At 35.0% G+C, this 21,974-nt stretch carries 21 protein-coding genes and 2 tRNA genes; 22 read left to right on the forward strand and 1 reads right to left on the reverse strand.

Annotated elements, in window-relative coordinates; all coding sequences use genetic code 11:
• Positions 1-10 precede the first annotated feature (10 nt).
• From Q9317_RS04240 to Q9317_RS04310, 15 genes are all read left to right on the forward strand, one after another.
• Positions 11-1,240: a hypothetical protein gene (locus Q9317_RS04240; RefSeq protein ID WP_003099365.1), complete on the forward strand. Its 1,230-nt coding sequence runs from the start codon at positions 11-13 to the stop codon at positions 1,238-1,240.
• Positions 1,237-2,514 (forward strand): glycosyltransferase family 4 protein, encoded by a 1,278-nt coding sequence (locus tag Q9317_RS04245; protein ID WP_003099366.1) that lies wholly within the window; start codon positions 1,237-1,239, stop codon positions 2,512-2,514. Before Q9317_RS04240 ends, Q9317_RS04245 begins: the two co-directional genes overlap by 4 nt.
• A gap of 44 nt (positions 2,515-2,558) precedes the next feature.
• Positions 2,559-4,007, forward strand: coding sequence for a flippase (locus Q9317_RS04250; RefSeq protein ID WP_003099367.1), 1,449 nt, complete (start codon positions 2,559-2,561; stop codon positions 4,005-4,007).
• 18 nt (positions 4,008-4,025) lie between these two features.
• Positions 4,026-5,261: a nucleotide sugar dehydrogenase gene (locus Q9317_RS04255; protein WP_003099369.1), complete on the forward strand. Its 1,236-nt coding sequence runs from the start codon at positions 4,026-4,028 to the stop codon at positions 5,259-5,261.
• 109 nt (positions 5,262-5,370) lie between these two features.
• Positions 5,371-5,922, forward strand: a complete 552-nt coding sequence (locus tag Q9317_RS04260; RefSeq protein WP_003099370.1) for a hypothetical protein — start codon at positions 5,371-5,373, stop codon at positions 5,920-5,922.
• A gap of 269 nt (positions 5,923-6,191) precedes the next feature.
• Entirely contained in the window at positions 6,192-6,923 is a 732-nt protein-coding gene (gene pyrF, locus Q9317_RS04265) for an orotidine-5'-phosphate decarboxylase (protein ID WP_003099372.1), read from the forward strand.
• Entirely contained in the window at positions 6,920-7,546 is a 627-nt protein-coding gene (pyrE, locus tag Q9317_RS04270) for an orotate phosphoribosyltransferase (protein WP_003099374.1), read from the forward strand. The genes pyrF and pyrE overlap by 4 nt, the downstream gene beginning before the upstream one ends.
• Before the next feature lie 87 nt (positions 7,547-7,633).
• The gene (locus tag Q9317_RS04275) at positions 7,634-8,377 is read left to right on the forward strand and encodes a GNAT family N-acetyltransferase (protein WP_003099375.1); all 744 of its coding nucleotides are present in this window, start codon (positions 7,634-7,636) and stop codon (positions 8,375-8,377) included.
• A 74-nt stretch (positions 8,378-8,451) separates the two neighbouring features.
• Positions 8,452-8,835, forward strand: coding sequence for a DUF1398 domain-containing protein (locus Q9317_RS04280; protein WP_003099376.1), 384 nt, complete (start codon positions 8,452-8,454; stop codon positions 8,833-8,835).
• 9 nt (positions 8,836-8,844) lie between these two features.
• Positions 8,845-9,345: a YbhB/YbcL family Raf kinase inhibitor-like protein gene (locus tag Q9317_RS04285; protein WP_003099377.1), complete on the forward strand. Its 501-nt coding sequence runs from the start codon at positions 8,845-8,847 to the stop codon at positions 9,343-9,345.
• Positions 9,346-9,347: 2 nt separating this feature from the next.
• Positions 9,348-10,802 (forward strand): amidase, encoded by a 1,455-nt coding sequence (locus Q9317_RS04290; protein WP_003099378.1) that lies wholly within the window; start codon positions 9,348-9,350, stop codon positions 10,800-10,802.
• A gap of 254 nt (positions 10,803-11,056) precedes the next feature.
• Positions 11,057-11,911 carry a transporter substrate-binding domain-containing protein gene (locus tag Q9317_RS04295; protein ID WP_003099379.1) on the forward strand — a complete coding sequence of 285 codons (855 nt, stop codon included), beginning with the start codon at positions 11,057-11,059 and terminating at the stop codon, positions 11,909-11,911.
• A gap of 19 nt (positions 11,912-11,930) precedes the next feature.
• On the forward strand, positions 11,931-12,590 hold the full coding sequence (locus tag Q9317_RS04300) for an amino acid ABC transporter permease (protein ID WP_003099380.1): 660 nt from the start codon (positions 11,931-11,933) through the stop codon (positions 12,588-12,590).
• 121 nt (positions 12,591-12,711) lie between these two features.
• Positions 12,712-13,365: a uracil-DNA glycosylase gene (locus tag Q9317_RS04305; RefSeq protein ID WP_121791507.1), complete on the forward strand. Its 654-nt coding sequence runs from the start codon at positions 12,712-12,714 to the stop codon at positions 13,363-13,365.
• An 18-nt stretch (positions 13,366-13,383) separates the two neighbouring features.
• On the forward strand, positions 13,384-13,854 hold the full coding sequence (locus Q9317_RS04310; RefSeq protein WP_003099382.1) for a hypothetical protein: 471 nt from the start codon (positions 13,384-13,386) through the stop codon (positions 13,852-13,854).
• Between the two features lie 37 nt (positions 13,855-13,891).
• Here Q9317_RS04310 and plsY read toward each other — a convergent pair whose 3' ends face one another.
• On the reverse strand, positions 13,892-14,527 hold the full coding sequence (plsY, locus tag Q9317_RS04315) for a glycerol-3-phosphate 1-O-acyltransferase PlsY (protein WP_016355917.1): 636 nt from the start codon (positions 14,525-14,527) through the stop codon (positions 13,892-13,894).
• Positions 14,528-14,658: 131 nt separating this feature from the next.
• Between plsY and parE the strand changes: the two genes are divergently transcribed.
• From parE to Q9317_RS04350, 7 genes are all read left to right on the forward strand, one after another.
• Positions 14,659-16,608 carry a DNA topoisomerase IV subunit B gene (parE, locus tag Q9317_RS04320; protein WP_003099384.1) on the forward strand — a complete coding sequence of 650 codons (1,950 nt, stop codon included), beginning with the start codon at positions 14,659-14,661 and terminating at the stop codon, positions 16,606-16,608.
• A gap of 37 nt (positions 16,609-16,645) precedes the next feature.
• Positions 16,646-17,464, forward strand: coding sequence for a phosphate ABC transporter ATPase (locus Q9317_RS04325; protein ID WP_305981584.1), 819 nt, complete (start codon positions 16,646-16,648; stop codon positions 17,462-17,464).
• Between the two features lie 236 nt (positions 17,465-17,700).
• On the forward strand, positions 17,701-20,160 hold the full coding sequence (gene parC, locus Q9317_RS04330; RefSeq protein WP_016355918.1) for a DNA topoisomerase IV subunit A: 2,460 nt from the start codon (positions 17,701-17,703) through the stop codon (positions 20,158-20,160).
• 116 nt (positions 20,161-20,276) lie between these two features.
• A complete protein-coding gene (locus Q9317_RS04335; RefSeq protein ID WP_003099388.1) occupies positions 20,277-21,299 on the forward strand; it encodes a branched-chain amino acid aminotransferase in 1,023 nt (340 codons plus the stop codon).
• A 63-nt stretch (positions 21,300-21,362) separates the two neighbouring features.
• Positions 21,363-21,593, forward strand: a complete 231-nt coding sequence (locus Q9317_RS04340; RefSeq protein WP_003099391.1) for a DUF2969 domain-containing protein — start codon at positions 21,363-21,365, stop codon at positions 21,591-21,593.
• A 59-nt stretch (positions 21,594-21,652) separates the two neighbouring features.
• Positions 21,653-21,733: transfer RNA gene (locus tag Q9317_RS04345), tRNA-Tyr, on the forward strand.
• 53 nt (positions 21,734-21,786) lie between these two features.
• Positions 21,787-21,858 (forward strand) — tRNA-Gln (locus tag Q9317_RS04350).
• Positions 21,859-21,974: the final 116 nt, after the last annotated feature.

Below are 21,974 nucleotides of genomic sequence, written 5' to 3' on the forward strand. Positions count from 1 at the left end.
GGAAATAAAATTGAAAAAAATAAAAATAAATTTTACTTTTGAAGATATTTGTGCATGGTCAATAGTATTAAGTTGTATATTACTACAATATAAAACTGCTATTTTCAGCTATGGAATGTTGCTGTTACTGACATTAACATTAATAAATATTTTTATACATAAGAAATTATACATTGATATAAAACTTATCATTTTATGGCTTGGTATTTTTTTCCAACAAATGATTTCACTTATATTATTTAAATTGGATTTTGCTATTTTTATCAAAAATCTTTTTTCAATATTATTAATTATTATAATAACTTCAATAAGTCATGCAATTGTAGATAAAGATAGTTTTTTTTATAAATATCGAAATTTTGCTATTTTTTGTACTCTGATTATTATTGCTCAATCATTTGTTGTATATGTTTTGAAAAAACCAATTAATGCAATTTTACTTTTACCTCAATCAGATAGCTCCAATTGGGTTGAACAAAGTTTAAGACCGATGTCTCTTTTTACCGAGCCTCAAACTTATTGTAGTTTTATTTTTCCAGCTTTTTTACTATGTTATAAGAAAAAAGATTATTTTGGAACCTTTACTATTTTTCTAGGTATTTTTCTTTCAGGTTCTAGTTTAGGCATTATGATGATTGTTTTTTTAGGACTAATTACTTTTTTTAAATCTTCAATTTCTTTTTTTAAAAAATGTCTAATATTTTTCGGTGGAATATTTTCAACGGTTGTTATTTTTTTACTACCAATTTTTAGTTTTATCAAATTAAAGATTTTAAGTCTTTTTATGGAATTTTCTCTAACAAATTTTCAATTCAAGAGTACATTTTCATACACTAATTATTTGAGGTTGATAAAAGGTTGGGTTACTTTCTATGAGCTACCACTTAAAGAAAAGATAGTTGGTTTAGGTTTAAATAATCTTACAAATTATATGGAAATTACAGGAACTCGCTTTTCATGGAGTAAACAGTGGGCTGTTAATCATATTCAAAATGCGTATTTTAATTCTTCTTCAGGAATTTTTATTGAATGTGGTTTAGTAATCGGAATATTATATTACTATATATTGATAAAAAAAATAAAAATTGAAAATTCAATAAGTAAAAATATTTTAATTTTTATTATTTTTCAAGGTTTTGCAACGCAAATTTTTTTCAATTCGATATTTATTTTTTGGATTCTAATGTATTACATTTTTTCTAAAAATAATTTTTGGGAACAGGAAAAGGAGTATCTATGAAAGTAGCGTTTTATTTAGATTCAATTAATCCAAATATTGATTATTCTGACCCCGAAGCAGCTAATCCAGGAATAGGTGGCACACAGTTTTTAACTTATTCATTGAGTTATCATTTAGGTCAAACTGGTGAGATTGATGTGTCTTTATTTGTCAATGAAATGGCAAATTTTCCTGAAGAAATGAAGATTGAAATTGTAAGATCACTTGAAGAGTGTATTATAAGAGTTAACGAAGATAATTTCGATTATTTAGTAATAAGAGGACCATTTATTCAAAAAAAAATAATGAATCAAATAGCTGAAAGCGGTGTTAAAATTATTACTTGGTCACATAATTTAGAAACATTTCAGTTTTTTTCAAGGTTATTAAGTCCATCGATTGTAAAAAATATTTGTGTATCAAACTCTCAAAGGCTATTATTAAAAGACTCAAAACTATTTTCAAAAAGTGTAACAATTTTAAATGGTATTAACTTTAAAGATTACAGTCAATTGCCAATTAACAATGTTAAAAAATATGATGTTTGCTATATTGGAAATTTATATCCTAAAAGTGGCTATGAAGATGTATTAAAAGCATGGCCGAAAATAAAAAAAACTATACCAAATGCAAATTTATGTATTATTGGCGGTAATAAACTATACAATAATAGGTTAAATTCATCCTATAGTTCAAAGTCAATTAAAAAACTAAAAAAATTAGAAGAGAAAATTAATTTAGAATTTAAAGACTCAATTGAATATGTCGGAGTGTTAGGTGGAAGAAAAAAACTAAGCAAAATGTCTGAGTCTACAATTGGAATTGCTAATATAACTCCGACTGGAGAAACTTTTGGATTAGCAGCAATTGAGTTTCAAGCCTTGGGAGTACCTGTAGTATCAATCAATAAAGTTGGATTAAAAGAGACAGTTAAGTCAAATGAAACTGGAATTTTAGTTAATAAAAAGAAAGATTTGGCTGATGCAATTATAAGTCTATTAATTGATAAGGATAAGACTAATCAATTATCTATTAATGCAAAAGATTTTGTTAGAAGAAATTTTGATATAAAATTTATTGTTAAAGATTGGATAGTTTTGTTTAATAGTTTACCTAACACTTCTTTAAAAACTTGTCAAAGCAGTTTTTCAGATGACGATTTCTTGGAAAAATTAACTCAGAAGAATTTTAAGATTAAACAAAATAGATTATTAAGTTGGTTACCACCAATACAATTTTACAAATATGTTCGCTATATATTTGTTAGGATTTTAGAAAAATCAAATATTATTTAATAAAAAATACCAGATGAACACACACTAACATAGAGAGATATATTATGAAAAAAAACAGTATAAAATTGAATTATTTTTTCAATTTGTTATATCAATTACTATCAATAATAATTCCTGTTATTACGACTCCATATCTATCAAGGGTTTTATCGCCAAAAGGCATTGGAGAGTATAATTATAGTTTTTCAATAACAACATTATTCATGATTCTTTCTGTTTTAGGTTCTCATGGCTATGCACAAAGAGAAATTGCATTTAATCAAAATAATAAAGAAAAAATAAGTAAACTTTTTTTTGAAATACTTATTATTAGATTAATAGCTTGTTTAATAACAACACCTATTTTTTTCTACGTTGCAATAACTCAGCAAAAATATTCAAATCTTTTGTTATCGCAATACATAATGATTCTTTCTACTATTTTTGACATTAGTTGGTTTTTTCAAGGGCTTGAAGAATTTAAAAAGCTAGCTATTAGAAATATTTCACTGAAAATTATTACCACAATAGCAATTTTTATTTTTGTGAATAAAGATAGTGATTTGATAATATATTCATTATTGATGTCAATTTCATTATTAATGAGTTCATTGACAATGTGGCCTTATTGTAGAGATTACATTGAAATAATTTCTTTAAAAAAAATAAATATTAGGCAACACTTTAGGCCAATATTAATGTTTTTTATTCCAGTTTCAGCAGTATATATATATACATCTGTTGATAAAATTTTATTGGGAGTTCTGGCAAATGATATAGAGGTTGGTTATTACTCACAAGCTGACAGGATAGTAAGACTTCTTTTAACGGTTATTACATCTCTTGGTACAGTACTTTTACCAAGAATTGCCAATTTACTAAGTAATAAAGATACTTTAAAAGTTAAAAGTGAAATAAAAAAAAGCATCCTTTTTGTAAGCTTCATTGGTTTTCCAATGTGCGGAGGCTTGATAGCGATTTCTCCTATAATGATTCCGTGGTTTTTAGGAAAAGATTTTCAAGCAAGTGTTTTATTAGTCCAATTTTTATCTTCATTAACATTGATTCTTGGGTTTTCAAGTGTAACAGGTCAAGCTGTTTTAATACCATTAAAAAAACAAAATTTTTATACAGTAACTGTTATTTTAGGGGCTATTATTAATATAGTTGGGAACTTTATTTTAGTACCTCATTTTTTAAGTTTAGGATCTGTTATCAGTACACTAATTTCAGAGGTATTAGTTTGTGCATTGCAGACAGTGGTTGTCTTTAAAATACTGAATCTAAATTACAGGGAAATTTTTATTGAATCAAAAGATTATATTATAGGATCTATAATTATGACTATTACGTTAAGTTTACTCGTTTTAAAACTAGAAGTTTCAACATTTGATTTATTAATTACTGTTTTAACAGGTTTTATAATCTACTTTTCGTATTTATTAATTACTAAAAATATCTTAGTAATTAATTTGATAAAAAATATAAGAACTAAAAAATTCAAGTCAAATTAAAAATGAAAGTTGGATACCATGAAAAAAATAGCAGTTGCTGGTACGGGTTATGTTGGGCTTTCGATGGCCGTGCTTTTGGCACAACATCATCAGGTTATAGCGGTAGATATTGTTCCTGAAAAGGTAGATTTGATTAATGCTAAGAAATCACCTATTCAAGATAAGGAAATTGAAGAGTTTTTAGCCAGTAAAGAACTTCATTTAAAGGCAACATTGGATGCTGAGTCGGCTTATCAAGATGCTGATTTTGTTATTGTTGCAGCACCTACAAATTATGATAGCAAGCGTGATTTTTTTGACACGAAGGCTGTTGAAGCTGTTATTGAAGCAGTTCTTGCTGTTAACACTCAGGCAATCATTATCATTAAATCAACGATTCCAGTAGGATACACAGATAGTATTCGTCAAAAGTTCAATACAACTAACATTATTTTTAGTCCAGAATTTCTAAGGGAATCACGGGCATTATACGATAATCTCTACCCAAGTCGAATAATTGTTGGAACTGATTTATCTAATCAAAGATTAACACAAAAAGCGAATGAATTTGCTCGCTTGTTACAAGAAGGCGCTATTAAAGAACCGATTGAAACCTTGATTATGGGCTTTACCGAGGCTGAAGCGGTCAAACTCTTCTCAAATACCTATTTAGCTTTACGGGTGTCTTATTTCAATGAACTTGATACTTACGCTGAGACAAAAGGACTTGATACGAAAGCTATTATTGACGGTGTTGGTCTTGATCCGAGAATTGGTGACCACTATAATAACCCATCTTTTGGTTATGGGGGGTATTGTTTACCGAAAGATACCAAACAATTGTTGGCCAATTATAGAGATGTGCCTCAAAACATGATGACAGCTATTGTTGAGAGTAACCGCACTCGTAAAGACTACATTGCTGAGAAAGTCTTGGAATTAGCAGGCGCTTATGAAGGCTCAAGTGAATTTGATCCCAATATGGAAAAAGAAGTGGTTATTGGGGTTTACCGCTTAACAATGAAGAGCAATAGCGATAATTTTAGACAATCATCTATTCAAGGCATTATGAAACGGATTAAAGCTAAAGGTGCAAAAGTTATTATTTTTGAACCAAGTTTAGATGACGGTTCAACTTTCTTTGGTAGTCAGGTGGTAAATGACCTTGAAACGTTCAAAAAAACATCTCAATCAATCATTGCAAATCGTTACGATTCAGCACTTGATGATGTTCAAGAAAAGGTCTACACTCGCGACCTTTTCGGCCGGGATTAATCCGAGTGTCTTGGTTAATTCTTATAGCATTTCATTGCCCTTTTAGCTCTCGTATGTTATATTAATTATATGGATTTCTCTGTTTGAGTGTTGTGAAGGATGGTGTCGTATGAGTGGAACTGAACAAAATAGTCATAAAACGTTAATTCAAAAATTATTGGTCAGTATTCATTATTTGACCCTCTTCAAAGATGAGTTGAATTTGGTCGAAAGAACTCCATCTATCTTAGGAAGTGAGTTCCCAAAGCATTTGGTGCAATCAGAACTTGGTGATATTGTAGCCATTATCAACACCTTAGATAAGCAACAGCGCTTAATTGAATCAACCTTCTGGTATGAAGAAAGTGCCTTCAAATTAATGAATAAAACCTTGAACATTGTTTCTAACTGGGTAAAAGGTCTGGAAGAGTTGATTAACCTTTGCCAGTCCAAGGAAGTTTTTCAAGCCATTTTAGGAGACAAAAGGGTTCGAGTCTTTGGGGTTTTGATTGATGTGTTTTCATCACTGAAAGTTATCATCATGTCCCTCAAAGAAGAGCCTGTGCCTCATGTTCTCTATGAGCATATCAAAATGGTCAACCTTGAAGAAGAAGCTTTTAGAAAGCATTACCAGAGCCCAAAAATGGCCTCTGTTGATAGCTTCGCAGCTCAGGAAGTCTAATACAGTCATTAACAACTGCCATTCCTAGTGAATGGCTTTTTTGCTCGCGCTTTTATTGCTTGTGATTGGAAAAAATGCCATCTTTTGACAGAAAGAATTAAATAGGCTATAATAAGGCAAATACATACCTTTAATAGAGTCCAGAGAGGCTTAAAAGGTTCACGAAATAAAAGAGTGCTACCTGCACTCGTATTTTCTGTAACCTTGCTTTTTTGGAGAGCAAGGTTTTTTGTCTGTCTATTTGCCTATCTTAGAGAGGAAGTCTATCTATGCTTGAAAAACGTCCCATCATCGCTCTTGATTTTGCTTCTTTTGAGGAAGTAAAATCCTTCTTAGCTCTCTTTCCTTGTCAAGAAAAACTCTATGTTAAAATTGGCATGGAACTTTTTTACGCAGTCGGGCCTGAAATCATCACTTATGTTAAATCACTAGGGCATGATATTTTTCTAGACCTTAAGTTACATGATATCCCAAATACTGTAGAATCAACGATGAGAGTACTTGCTCAAATGGGGATTAAGATGACAACCGTTCATGCCGCGGGTGGCCTTACCATGCTAGAAGCTGCTCGCAGAGGTCTTGGTAATGGTCCTCTTTTGATTGCGGTAACCCAATTAACCTCTACCAGTCAACAGCAAATGCAAGAGGATCAAACAATCCAGTCGACTCTATTAGAGTCGGTCTTACACTATGCTAAAAAAGCTGCTCAAGCGGATTTAGATGGAGTTGTCTGTTCGGCTTATGAGGTTGAAGCTATTAAGCAGACACTTGCGCATGATTTTTCTTGTGTAACACCAGGAATCAGACCTAGTGGTTCTGAAGTTGGCGACCAACAGCGCGTGATGACGCCAAGTCGAGCAAGATTGATAGGGAGTGACTACATTGTTGTAGGACGCCCAATTACTCAAGCACAAGATCCTGTGGCTTCCTATCAAGCTATCAAAGAGGAGTGGAATGCTTCAATCAATACAAATACCATACATAAAGGAGAACTAAAATGACCATAGCGAAACAAATTGCTGCCGCATTACTTGACTGTCGGGCTGTTTACTTAAGACCGGAAAAGCCATTTACATGGGCTTCAGGGATTAAATCTCCCATCTACACAGATAATCGTGTGACACTAGCCTACCCTGAAATTCGTAGTTTAATAGCAGATGCTTTTGTCAGAAAAATAAGAGAAGTTTACCCAGATGTAGAAGTCATTGCTGGAACAGCAACGGCGGGAATTCCACACGGAGCAATTATTGCAGACAAAATGCAGTTACCATTTGCTTATATTCGTAGCAAACCCAAAGATCACGGAGCAGGCAATCAGATGGAAGGGCGTGTTCAACAAGGGCAAAAAATAGTCATCATTGAAGATTTGATTTCAACGGGCGGTTCAGTCCTTGATGCAGCAGCTGCCGCACGTCGAGAGGGAGCTGATGTGCTTGGGGTCTTAGCTATCTTTACCTATCAATTACCAAAAGCAGATGCCAATTTTGCTCAAGCAGGTCTTGCCCTTGATACTTTGTCCAACTATACTGAATTGATTAAAGTTGCAATAGAAAAAGGCTATATTAATAGTGATAGCTTAAATCTGCTGTCAAAATTTAAAGAAAATCCAGAAGATTGGCTTTAATAATCATGTAAAAGCAGGAGAAATCCTGTTTTTTTGCCTATAACGTGTTATAATCTAACTATTATTTATGAGAAAGTGGTGTACTATATGGGATTTAAAAACTTATTAATGAGTCACAATAAAGTCTATAAAGAGACAGCATCTTATTATCATATGAAGAATCCTCAAATGAACGAACGGTATTATGATAATTATATGGACTATAAAATCATGCCATCACTTCACGTTTTTAAGGAAGATATGGCCTATCTCAGCCAAGAGCAAAAAGACTATCCGGATGACTATGCCATGGTATTTTTCCCTGAACAAATGCCCATTCCAACTGACTTACAAGAGTATTTAGAAAAAGAAGGTTTTGAGTTCTCAAAGCATATTATTTTTACCAATGATTTAGCCAATCTTAATCTGAAAAAGGCAGACTTGGAGACTATTAGAATAGAGGAGTTGAGTTCTGAAACTTTAACAGATTATCTACAGTTGAAATACCAGCAAAATCTTGAGTTTGGTCAGGATTATGCAGAACAAATGCTCGCCTTTAATAAGGAAAATCTTCCTGAAAAAGGTTCAAAGATTTACATTGCTAGTGATGGGGATAAACTGATTGGCGATGTGACCGCATGGGATTACGGTGATTATGTAGAGATTGATGATTTTTCTGTTCTTGAAGACTACCGTGGCAGAGGCATTGGTTCAGCTCTGCAATCTTCTGCTAGCCAAGGTTATCAGAAGGTGATTCTTATTTCAGAAGAAGAAAACAGAGCAATGTATGAACATCAGGGGTATGAAGAGGTCTCTTATTATTGGACAGTTCTCAAAAGTTCACGTCCTTAACTGTTCTTAGAGTCTTTAAATAGTTATTTTAGGCATTTTATGATTAAATAGACTTATCAAAGATTGGAGAGATGATGTTTACAAAAGACGCTATTATTACTGCTCAAGAAGCATTTGGAGGGAAGAATTTTCCGCAACTTGTTAAAGCTTTTATTCAAATGGGGGTTGTGTCTAATAGGCTAAGCATTTTAGATGGTCAAGCCTCTTATCAAGCAAAAGATGGTCAAACCATAAGCTTGCCAACTGTGAAAGTGGAAGTTGTTGCAGATCAGATAGATAGACAAGCCTTTTTAAAAAATCTGAAAAGGCATCAAGCAGGAGACAGTGACTTTCTAGCATTTTGCAAGGATTGTGCTCAGGCTGGTGTTGCTAATTGGCAAGTTGATTTAGTCGGGAAAACTTGTTGTTATTTTAGTAAGGATGGTCGCCAAATTTACGAAGAGGCTATCCCAGTTTAGGAGGTAGAAATGAAATTAGAAGTTGCATTTGAAGGGAATATCATTCCAGATAATTATGCTAAAGCTGCTAAAGAAACGATTGAAGGTATGGCTATTCAGTCTTTTCCTTTTGCCATTATGGATATACCAGAGGGAACAAAAAGTTTAGCTTGGACATTTTTAGATTATGATGCGGTACCTGTTTGTGGGTTCCCTTATATCCATTGGTTAGTAGCTAACGCTTCTCCAGAAGATTTAGCCATTGAAGCAAACTATTCCATGCTGAATAAAAATCACTTAGAAGGCAAAAATTCCTTAACCAGCAAGTTTTTACCTGAGTCTGTTAAAGTCATTGACCAGCAATATATCGGGCCAAAACCACCGGATAAGGATCATGACTATTTATTGACTGTTTACGCACTTGATGATCATTTAGACTTGAAAAACGGCTTTTATTATAATGAGCTCTTAGCACAGTTAGAAGTGCATTATTTAGACCATGCTCAAATCAAATTAGTAGGGAAACACTAACATTGAATAGTTTTAAAGATGCCAGTGCGCTTGCACTGGCTATTCGTCAAAAAGAAGTATCAGCAGCAGAGATTGTTGAAGATACTATTTTACGGGCTAAAAAAAGTAATAAAGCCTTAAATGCGATTACTGCAGACCGATATGAAGAGGCTCTAACTGAAGCAAAAAAGGGTGATTTCAAGCAAGGTATCTTTGCGGGAGTTCCAATATTTCTAAAAGATTTAGGCCAAGATATGGAAGGGCTACCTACCAGTTCAGGCTCTCGTTTATTTCAGCATTATTTTCCTAAGCAAACGGATTATTATGTAGAAAGACTGCAAGAGCTAGGCTTTATCATTTTAGGAAAAACAAACACGCCTGAATTTGGCTTTAAAAATATTAGCGATAGCAAAGCTAATGGACCGGTCAACTTACCAATGGCAAACAGTCGCAACGCAGGCGGTTCTTCTGGAGGAGCGGCAGCTCTTCTTTCGGCAGGCATCACTACTCTAGGACCAGCTAGTGATGGCGGAGGATCTATTAGGATTCCAGCGTCTTTTAATGGTTTAATTGGTCTGAAACCCAGTCGAGGTAGAATTCCTGTTGGTCCTTCCTCTTACCGTGGTTGGCAAGGGGCATCTGTTCATTTTGCCTTGACTAAATCTGTTCAAGATACTAGAGCATTGCTTTATCACATGCAAACCTATCAGGTGGAAAGTCCATTTCCTCTTGCAAAACTATCAAAAGACCAGCTTTATTCCAAAGAACTAAAGCCTTTAAAAGTGGCCTGTCTCTTGCAGACGCCAGATGGTAAACCATTACCTCAAGAAGCCTATGATGCGGTTTTAAAAGCTAGCCAGTTTTTAGAAGCATCGGGTCATCATGTTTTTAGTTTGCAAAAACTTCCTCTTGAGATGCATGATGTCATGTCTTCTTATTATTTTATGAATGCTGCTGAGACAGCTGCCATGTTTCAACATATTGAAAGTGGCCTCAATAGAGCAATCACTAAAAATGATATGGAAACCATGACTTGGGCTATTTATCAAAATGGTCTTAACCTCAAGGCTAAGGATTACGCATTGCATTTGCAAAAATGGGATGCCTTTAGTGTGACAATGGCTCACTTACATGAGGAATATGATCTTTTGCTAACAGCAACAACTACTCAAGTAGCACCAAAACATGGTCAACTCGATCCAGATGCTCATTTGATGGCGAAACTATCACTTGCTGAAGAAGCATCAAAAGAAGAGCAAACTGCTCTGATTTATGACATGTTTGACAAAGGTTTAGCAGTCAATCCATATACCCCCTTGGCTAATTTAACAGGTCAGCCAGCCATAAGCCTTCCAACACATGTGACAAAAGAAGGTCTCCCACTTGGGATTCAATTACTTGTTGCCAAAGGTAGAGAAGACTTGCTTTTAGCAGTAGCTGAGCAGTTTGAAAGTGCTCAACAATTTAAGACTTTTTAAATGTTATAAAACAGGAAATCTATTATAGTATAGGTTTCTTTTTTTGGTAAGCATTCTCATAGGTGATTTTTAGAGTCTAGTGTTATACTATTTCTAGCTTCATTAGAGAGCTTTCTAATGCCTTGCTCATTTTTGAGCTTTTTTATTGGAGTTATGTCGTAAGGTTACTTATTAAGTAACCCTTGATTTCAAACCTTCAGAGATGCTATTAGCTACTCTGATAAATATATTATATAAAGAAAAGGAATGTCACAATGTTTAAAAAATTAACATTAGTTTTTACCTTATTTGCTAGTTTGCTCTTTTTAGCTGCTTGTTCCTCTAACAAAGATAACACGTCTAAAGCTCAATGGGATGCTATCCAGAAAAAAGGCGAGATCAAAGTTGCAACATCTGGAACACTCTATCCTCAATCATTTCATGATAAAAAAAGCAATGATTTGACTGGATATGATGTTGAAATCATCAAAGAAGTTGGAAAACGCCTTGGTTTGAAGATTTCCTTCACAGAAATGGGTGTTGATGGCATGTTAACAGCTCTTAACAGTGGTCAGATTGATATGGCTGGTTATTCTATTGAAAAAGATAGTAAAAATGCCAAAAAATTCCTCTACACAGATTCTCACAAGTATTCATTTGGCTCAATGATTGTTCGTCAATCTGATGATTCAGGAATTAAGAGTTTGAATGACTTGAAAGGTAAAAAAGCTGCTGGTGCTTCAACGACATCATATATGAAAGTTGCGAAAAAATACGGAGCAGAATTAGTTATTTATGACAATGTGACAAATGACGTTTACCTTCAAGACGTTGCAAATGGTCGTACAGATGTTATCTTAAACGATTTCTACCTACAATCAATGGCATCAAAAGCTTTACCAGAAATTCCGGTTAAGGTCTTAAAAGATGTTTATTACAACCCTTCTGAATCAAACTTTGCCATTAAATTAGGCAATAGTGAGTTGCAAAAGAAAGTAAATGATACCATTAAAGAAATGAAAAAAGATGGCACTCTAACAAAACTTTCTGAACAATTCTTTGCAGGTCAAGATGTTTCTAAAGAGAAAAAATACAACTTCAAAAAGGTTGACGTTTCAGATATTGAATAATCACGGAGGAAAATAGCAGATGGCATTCATTGATTTTAGTCTGATTCAAAGAAGCTTTATCTATGTGATTTCAGGCTTGCCTTATACACTTGGTATTGCCACACTAAGTTTTACGACGGGGCTATTTTTGGGAATCATACTTGCTATTTTGGGACGTTCTCAATCTAAAATCATTAGGTCTTTGGTTAAATCTTATGTCTCTTTGATGCGTGGGATTCCCATGATTGTTGTCTTGTTTATGCTTTATTTTGGCCTCCCTTACTATGGTATTCAGTTACCAGCACTCTTATGTGCTTATATTGGTTTTAGTTCGGTGAGTTCAGCTTACATCTCTGAAATTTTTCGTTCCTCTATTGAGGCAGTTGATGCTGGACAATGGGAAGCAGCAAAAGCATTGGGCCTTCCAAAGTCAAGTATCATCAAAAAAATTATTTTACCACAGGCTGTTCGTATTGCCATACCACCTCTTGGTAATGTAGTGGTTGATATGATTAAATCAACGTCGTTAGCTGCTATGATAACTGTTCCTGATATTTTCCAAAATGCCAAAATTGTTGGTGGTAGAGAATGGGATTATATGTCTATGTATGTTTTGGTGGCTTTGATTTATTGGACCTTATGTTTTGCTTTTGAGCATTTCCAAAGACAACTTGAAAATAAATTACGCTTATCTGTTTAATGTTGAAATGTTACCCTAGGAGATTTTTTTCCTAGGGTTTTTCGTTAGCATTTGTGGTAAAATAAGGGCAATAAGAATTAGGAATTAGCATTGCTTACGCGCAGCTAGAAAGGGTATTTTTATGGAACATTCAACATGGTATTTTAAGTTAAAAGAGGCATTACCAGAGGGGTATTTTTCTAAAATCAAAGTCTTTTTAGATGATGTTTACGCCAAAGGGATTATCTATCCTCCTCGAGAAAAAGCTTTTAATGCTTTGACAGCGACACCTTATGAAGACGTTAAGGTTTTGATATTAGGTCAAGATCCTTATCATGGCCCAAATCAAGCACAAGGCTTGTCTTTCTCGGTCCCAGAGAATGTCGTAGCTCCACCTTCTTTGCAAAATATTTTGAAAGAATTGACTGAGGATATAGGCCAGCGCCAAAAACATGATTTGACCTCTTGGACACAAGAAGGGGTAATGTTATTAAATGCTTGTTTAACTGTTCCAGAACACCAAGCCAATGCCCATGCAGGTCTTATTTGGGAGCCCTTTACTGATGCGATTATTAAGTTGCTCAATGACAAAGAAGAGCCGATTGTCTTTATTTTATGGGGTGGCTTTGCCCGTAAGAAAAAGAAATTAATCACCAATTCAAAGCATTGTGTGATTGAGTCTGCACATCCAAGTCCCTTATCTTCTTACAGGGGGTTCTTTGGCAGTAAACCATTTTCAAAAACAAATGCCTTTTTAGAAGCAAATGGGATTGAGCCAATTGATTGGTTAGCTTAAGAATAGCAAAGGGGAAACATGCTATTAATAAAAAATGGACGTGTTATTGACCCTAAATCTGGTTTTTATGGTGTGCGAGACATTTATATTAGAGAGGGGAACATTATTGAGATTTCTGAAGACATTCAAGCTATTGGTGTTGAGGAAATTGATGCCAGAGGCTTAATGGTCTCTCCTAATTTGACTGCAATTAGTATATCTGGTAAGGAAAAAATGTCAGCCTTGGATGCGGTCTTATCCTTTGGCTTATATCTGGTGGCAAAGGGGCATTTATCGCTGATGGACTTGCTGAAGAAAATGGCAATAGAAACAGCTTCAGCTGATTATTCTTCTGTCAGTTTTTTAGCTGAAGGTGGACCAGAAAATCTCATGATTTTTTCGGCTCAAGAAGCAAACCTTGCTGACCATGATTCGAAAATGAATAGTCAAATCTCTAAAGGATGTGTGAAATATACCATTATGAATGGAAAAATTGTCTATCATGCTTAAAAAGAAGCCTCTTTCCTTTGAAAGAGGCTGTTTTGACTTATTTTTGCTGCTGGCTTAAATTCAAGCCCCAAGGAACAAGATTTTCCTTGCGATTGCGAATTCTGTCGATATTATCAATGTGACGATAGATAATGATGCTAGCAAGTAAGATAACTACAGTGATTAAGACGGGGTCATAGCTCTGCAATAAAAAAGAAAAAGCGGGAAAAGTTAATGAGGTCAGAACAGCTAATGCTGCAACTGTGATGCTTGACAAGGAAATCATGCTAAAAAGATAGAGAATGATAACAAAAGCAAAGACCAAAAACAGGAAGTAAAGTGGAGAATAGCCTAAGAGAACTCCAGCACTGGTTGCAACAGCTTTTCCTCCTTTAAATTTGGCAAAGGCTGGGTAGGTGTGCCCTATGACAGCAAAAAAACCAAAAATAATTGGTGAGATTCCTGTAACACCAAAGAAAATTGGTAAGAGAGTTGCCAAGGTTCCTTTTAAGATATCAATGGTTAATGTTGCTATTCCAGCTTTAAAGCCAAGGATTCTAAACGTGTTTGTTGTTCCTGTATTGCCAGAACCATGCTCTCGTAAATTAATAGCGTAAAAATGTTGTCCTATCCATAGTCCAGTAGGAATAGATCCTAAAAGGTAGGAGATGATTAATAATAGTGTTATTTTCATATTCATATTATATCATATTCCCTTGTATTGAGAACCAATAGCAAATTTTTTTAATGAAAAGGAAAAATTATTTTGCAAATTCCGAGAAAAACTTGTAAGATAAAAAAGATGAAAAAATCTGGAGGTCACTTTTGGCTAAGAAAGAAATAACAATAAACAATTATAACGATGATGCTATTCAGGTCTTAGAGGGTCTGGATGCAGTTCGTAAACGACCAGGCATGTATATTGGGTCAACTGATGCGACTGGTCTTCACCATTTAATTTGGGAAATCGTAGATAATGCTGTTGATGAAGCCTTGTCAGGTTTTGGAACTGAAATTAAAGTGACAATTAATAAAGATGGGTCAGTAAGTGTTTCAGATAGTGGACGTGGGATGCCAACTGGGATGCACGCTATGGGAATCCCAACGGTACAAGTTATCTTTACCGTTCTTCATGCCGGCGGAAAATTTGGCCAAGGTGGTTATAAGACCTCAGGAGGTCTTCACGGTGTTGGTTCATCTGTTGTTAATGCTTTGTCTTCCTGGCTTGAAGTTGAAATCACACGTGATGGCAATGTTTACCGTCAGCGTTTTGAAAATGGTGGCAAACCAGCTACAACACTTAAAAAGGTGGGAACAGCACCCAAGTCTAAGACTGGAACACTGGTTTCTTTTATGCCAGATGATACTATTTTTTCAACCACTGATTTTAAATTCAATACAATTGCAGAACGTCTGAAAGAATCAGCTTTTCTGTTGAAAGACGTAAAGATGACCCTGTCGGACTTACGTGGTGATGAAGCACTGGTAGAAGAATTTCACTATGAAAACGGTGTTCAGGACTTTGTTACTTATTTGAACGAAGATAAGGAAACCTTGACGCCAGTTATCTCAATTGCTGGGCAAGATCAAGATTTTCAAGTTGAAGTTGCCTTACAGTATAATGATGGTTTTTCTGATAATATTTTATCCTTTGTTAACAATGTTCGTACTAAAGATGGTGGAACTCATGAAACAGGGTTAAAAGCTGCCATTACAAAAGTCATGAATGACTATGCACGTAAGACAAACCTCTTAAAAGAAAAAGATAAGAATCTAGAAGGTTCTGACTATCGTGAAGGTTTGGCTGCAGTTTTATCTATTCTTGTTCCAGAGCAACATTTACAGTTTGAAGGGCAAACCAAAGACAAACTTGGAAGCCCACTGGCTCGTCCGGTAGTTGATAGTATTGTTTCAGAAAAGTTAACCTATTTCCTTTTAGAAAATGGAGAGTTAGCTTCAAATCTTATTCGTAAGGCTATTAAAGCGCGTGATGCACGTGAAGCTGCTCGTAAAGCGCGTGATGAATCTCGTAATGGTAAGAAAAATAAAAAGGATAAAGGCTTATTATCTGGGAAATTAACGCCTGCACAATCTAAAAATCCTAAGAAAAATGAATTATATTTGGTCGAAGGAGACTCAGCCGGAGGCTCTGCTAAGCAAGGCCGTGACCGTAAGTTTCAGGCTATTTTACCATTGCGTGGTAAGGTTTTAAACACTGAAAAAGCTAAAATGGCAGATATTCTTAAAAACGAAGAAATTAATACCATGATTCATACCATTGGAGCAGGTGTAGGTGCTGATTTTACCATTGAGGATATTAATTATGATAAAGTTATTATCATGACCGATGCAGATACCGATGGTGCACATATTCAAACCTTGCTGTTAACCTTCTTTTACCGTTATATGCGACCACTTGTTGAAGAAGGACATGTCTATATCGCATTGCCACCTTTTTATAAAATGTCTAAAGGCAAAGGGAAGTCTGAAAAAATTGCTTATGCTTGGACAGATGGTGAATTAGACGACCTTCGTAAGGAATTTGGTAAAGGAGCAATGTTGCAACGTTACAAAGGACTTGGTGAAATGAATGCAGACCAACTTTGGGAAACAACAATGGATCCAGAAACAAGAACTTTGATTCGTGTTACAATTGATGACTTAGCGCGTGCAGAACGCCGAGTATCAGTTCTTATGGGAGATAAAGCAGCACCACGCCGCCAATGGATTGAAGATAATGTTACCTTTACTTTGGAAGAAAATACAGTATTTTAAGCAAATAGCAGGTAAATTTAAAGTTTAGAAGGAATATATGAAGTTAGTTATTTGTAAACAAGATTACAGTATTCAATGGGATGGTGTTTATCAACTTGCATTAACACATTATCCTGATATTAAAAACTGGGAACTGGAGAAAATTGCTGCTTTTATTGCTTATGAAAAATATTATGGTAGAAATACAGAACTTTTCTGTCAAAATTCTAGAATTATCACTAAAATAAATATTTTTTTAAAGCAATCAGTCGTAGAATTTCCTTTTAGACCATTATCAAAGATAGTAGCAGGAACCTATGATACTCATGGTCAGTCTGTTTATTGTGATTTTTTAAGTCATACTTGTACAATTACTTCAGCAATTGCTATTTTAAAGTCTCAAAAATTATTAGCAGCTACAAAAGTTTTTGATTTATCTTCTGCTGACCTTGTTAAAAGTAGTCGAAATGCCGCTAATGATCCATGTGATTATTTTGATTACATCATGTTTGGATGGTCTAATACTAGTTCCGGTTATCGATTAGCTATGGAGAGACATTTAGGCTATTCTCCAAGTCAAACAGAATTGATGGAACAATTTGTTCCAGGAGTTAGTTTTCATTTTAATTATGATACAATTACAGCAGCAAAAGGATATGTTTTTGATGGCTACCATCCTGCAAAAATAAAAGATGAGTTTTCTCTAAATTCACTTTTTGCTTGCATTATTCCCAAACATTATCAAGCGCTTTTTGAACCAGTTATTCCTAATGCATTGAAACATCGGTGTTTTTATTTAGAATATGATAATGACGGTTATGTTAAATGGAGTGAGAAATTTTATCAACATTTGCTTTCTTTACAAGAAAAGAAGTAACATGACTTTTTAAAGTATTGATGTCTTTAGATATGCTATTAGAAAACAATAAGAAATTTACCTTGTCCTAAACGCGGTGTTCAATTTGAAACTGATTCGAAATCATCTTTTCAATTTATAGAAAGGAACTGAACAAAGGCTAAATTCTCGGGAAAAAGATAGTTTGCTACGGAAATCAGGATTTCCTGCAAGTTCTTATTTTCAGTCGAATTTTTACCGCCTTTGTATCTTAATTTATGTCAAATATTCAAAATATGTCCCTTGAGGACATTATGGGAGAACGCTTTGGACGTTATTCCAAATATATTATTCAAGAAAGGGCTCTTCCGGACATTCGGGATGGCTTGAAACCTGTTCAAAGACGTATTCTTTATTCGATGAATAAGGATGGCAATACTTTTGAAAAAGGCTACCGTAAATCAGCTAAATCAGTTGGTAACATTATGGGGAATTTCCACCCACATGGAGATTCTTCTATTTATGATGCCATGGTACGTATGAGCCAGGACTGGAAAAATCGTGAAATCCTTGTTGAAATGCATGGGAACAATGGTTCTATGGATGGAGATCCACCTGCTGCAATGCGTTACACAGAAGCACGATTGTCAGAAATTTCAGGCTACTTGCTTCAAGATATTGAAAAATATACGGTTCCATTTGCATGGAACTTTGATGATACTGAAAAAGAACCAACGGTCTTACCGGCAGCTTTTCCAAACTTATTGGTTAATGGTGCAACGGGTATCTCTGCTGGGTATGCAACAGATATTCCGCCACACAATTTAGCAGAGGTGATTGATGCTGTTATCCACATGATTGACCATCCGAAAGCTAGTCTTGATAAATTAATGGAATTTCTACCGGGACCAGATTTCCCAACTGGAGGCATCGTTCAAGGTGCTGATGAGATTAAAAAAGCTTACGAAACAGGTAAGGGGCGTGTGGTTGTGCGTTCAAGAACAGAAATTGAAAGTTTAAAAGGTGGCAAAGAGCAAATTATTGTTACTGAAATCCCTTATGAAATCAATAAGTCTGTTCTGGTTAAGAAAATTGATGATGTTCGTGTTAATAATAAAGTTCCTGGTATTGTTGAGGTTCGTGATGAATCTGACAGAACAGGCTTACGAATTGCAATTGAATTGAAAAAAGATGCCGATAGTCAAACGGTTCTCAATTATTTGTTGAAATATACTGATTTGCAAGTGAACTATAATTTCAATATGGTTGCTATTGATCATTTTACCCCTAAGCAAGTTGGACTTCAAAAAATTCTTTCAAGTTATATCAGTCACCGTAAAGATATCATTGTAAAACGTTCTGAATTTGACAAACATAAGGCAGAAAAACGGCTGCACATTGTTGAAGGGCTAATTCGTGTTTTATCAATTTTGGATGAGGTGATTGCCTTAATCCGAGCATCTGAAAATAAATCAGATGCTAAAGAAAACCTTAAAGTGAGTTATGCCTTTTCTGAGGAACAAGCAGAAGCAATTGTTACTTTACAGTTATATCGTTTAACAAATACAGATATTGTCACTTTACAAAAAGAAGAAGATGAGCTTCGCAATCTCATTACGACTTTGTCAGCTATTATTGGTGATGAAGCAACTATGTATAATGTTATGAAACGTGAACTGCGTGAGGTTAAAAAGAAATTTGCTAATCCGCGTCGTTCACAGTTAGAAAAAGAAGCACAAACCATTGAAATTGATACTGCAAGTCTAATTGTTGAAGAAGAAACATTTGTCAGTGTTACAAAAGGTGGGTATATTAAACGGACAAGCCCAAGGTCATATAACGCTTCCACGCATGATGAAATCGGTAAACGTGATGATGATCATTTGATATTTGTTTCTCAAGCCAAGACTACCCAACATCTCTTGCTTTATACTGATTTAGGGAATGTCATTTATCGTCCTGTACATGAATTAGTTGATATTCGTTGGAAAGAAATTGGAGAGCATTTGTCTCAAAATATCAGTAATTTTGCAACTGATGAAGCAGTCATTTATGCTGAATTGGTCGACCAATTTGATAAAGGCTCTTACATTTCGGTCACTAAATATGGTCAAATTAAGCGCTTTGATCGTTCTGATATTAGCCCATGGCGAACTTATAAATCTAAGTCAATGAAGTATGCTAAGTTGAAGAATGATCAAGATAAGGTCATTGGCTTACAACCTGTTTTCTTTGAAGACATCATGCTGGTTTCTCATAACGGCTATGCTTTACGTTTCTCAAGTGAAGAAGTGCCTCAACAAGGGCTCAAAACATCAGGTGTAAAAGCCATGAATCTTAAAAAAGACGACTTCATTGTGTCAGCCTTCTTAGTGACCGAGCCATCTTTCTTTATTTTGACGCAAAGAGGCAGTTTAAAACGTGTTTCTGCAACAGAGATTCCAGCGACAAGTCGTGCTAACCGTGGCTTGCAAGTGCTCCGTGAACTAAAAAATAAACCTCACAGAGTTTTCCTTGCAGGAAATGTTATTGGAAAAGGCCTTGGTCAGGATATTGATTTATTCTCTGACATAGATGAAAAAACAGCAGATAGTCAACTTCTTGAAGTAATGAGTAAAACAGGAGAAAGCAAAGAAATAAATCTTGCCCAATTAAACTTGTCTGAGCGTACAAGTAACGGCTCGTTTATCTCTGAAACTATTTCAGATCAAGAAGTTTTAGCAGCAAGAATACATTAAAAGAGCTTAGCTCTTTTAATTTTGGGAATAATTCAGAAAGTTAAAAAAATTCCAAAAAAACTTGAAAAAAATCAAATTTGGGGTACAATAATAAAAAGTAGAAATGAGGTAGATGAATGACAGTTACTTTAGATTGGGATAATTTAGGTTTTGAATATCATAAATTACCATTTCGTTATGTTTCACATTACAAAAATGGTTCTTGGGATGAAGGAAGTTTGAGTGAAGATTCTGTCCTTCATATCTCAGAGAGTTCCCCAGCACTTCATTACGGGCAACAAGCTTTTGAAGGATTAAAAGCTTACCGGACAAAAGATGGGTCGATTCAACTTTTTCGTCCAGACCGTAATGCAGAACGTTTACAAGATACGGCTGACCGATTGTTAATGCCACGTGTATCAACAGAGCAGTTTGTTGATGCCGTTAAACAAGTCGTTAAGGCTAACCAAGACTATGTACCTCCTTATGGTACAGGAGCAACACTCTATCTTCGCCCCTTACTCATTGGTGTTGGTGACATTATCGGCGTTAAACCTGCTGATGAATACATTTTTACTATTTTTGCAATGCCAGTTGGTTCTTATTTTAAAGGTGGTTTAACACCAACCAACTTTATTGTTTCAGAAGATTTTGACCGAGCAGCCCCTTATGGTACAGGAGCAGCAAAAGTTGGTGGAAACTATGCTGGCTCTTTATTACCAGGGAAACAAGCTAAAAGTGCGGGTTACTCAGATGTTATTTATCTGGATCCAGCAACTCATACTAAAATTGAGGAGGTTGGTGCTGCAAATTTCTTTGGAATTACGGCAAACAATGAATTTATCACTCCACTCAGTCCATCAATTCTACCATCAATTACTAAGTATTCACTTCTAGAACTTGCTGAGAAGAGACTTGGAATGACCGTTATCGAAGGGGATGTTCCAGTTGCAGAATTAGATAAATTTGTCGAAGCGGGAGCATGTGGAACAGCAGCAGTTATCTCACCAATAGGTGCAATTGATTATAAAAATCAGAAACATGTCTTTTACAGTGAAACGGAAGTAGGACCTGTAACACGTCGTCTTTATGATGAGTTAGTTGGCATTCAATTTGGTGACATCCAAGCTCCAGAAGGTTGGATTGTTAAAGTTGATTAAAATCAAAGCTTGCTCTTGCAAGCTTTTTTGATTTTGTGTAAAATGGTTAAAGTGAGGTGAAAGATGAGTAAAAAAGACAAAAAAATTGAGATTCAATTAGTTGACCATCAAGTATCATTAGAAAATAAAATTGTGGACGGTTATCAACTACATATCGGGAAACGACTTGTGGGTGAGATTGCTGAACTAGATGATAGATTTGTTGTTATCAAAAATGGAAGTGCTGATACTTTCTTTAAAAAATTAGAGCAAGCAGTTGAAAACATTATTGAAAACTATAATTTGAATCATTAAAATTAGGTAAAATACTTGCGTACACACGAAAACTATGATAGAATAGTTTTTGTTGCTATGGAAAGATAGCGAAGAGGCTAAACGCGGCGGACTGTAAATCCGCTCCTTCGGGTTCGGGGGTTCGAATCCCTCTCTTTCCATAATCAGAACTGCTTGTTCAACTTCATTGAGCAAGCAGTTCTGATAAACACTTTGGGGTATAGCCAAGCGGTAAGGCAAGGGACTTTGACTCCCTCATGCGTTGGTTCGAATCCAGCTACCCCAGTCAGAGGTATCAGATATTGTCTGAGACCGTCAAAGATAAGAGTTGTTGTCGTTGCGGGTTACCTTGAGAAAATATATTGTTATCAAAAGCTAGCTGAAGCTAGCTTTTGTTGGAGG

It is taken from the genome of Streptococcus iniae (assembly GCF_030732225.1).
Classification (GTDB): Bacteria; Bacillota; Bacilli; order Lactobacillales; family Streptococcaceae; genus Streptococcus; species Streptococcus iniae.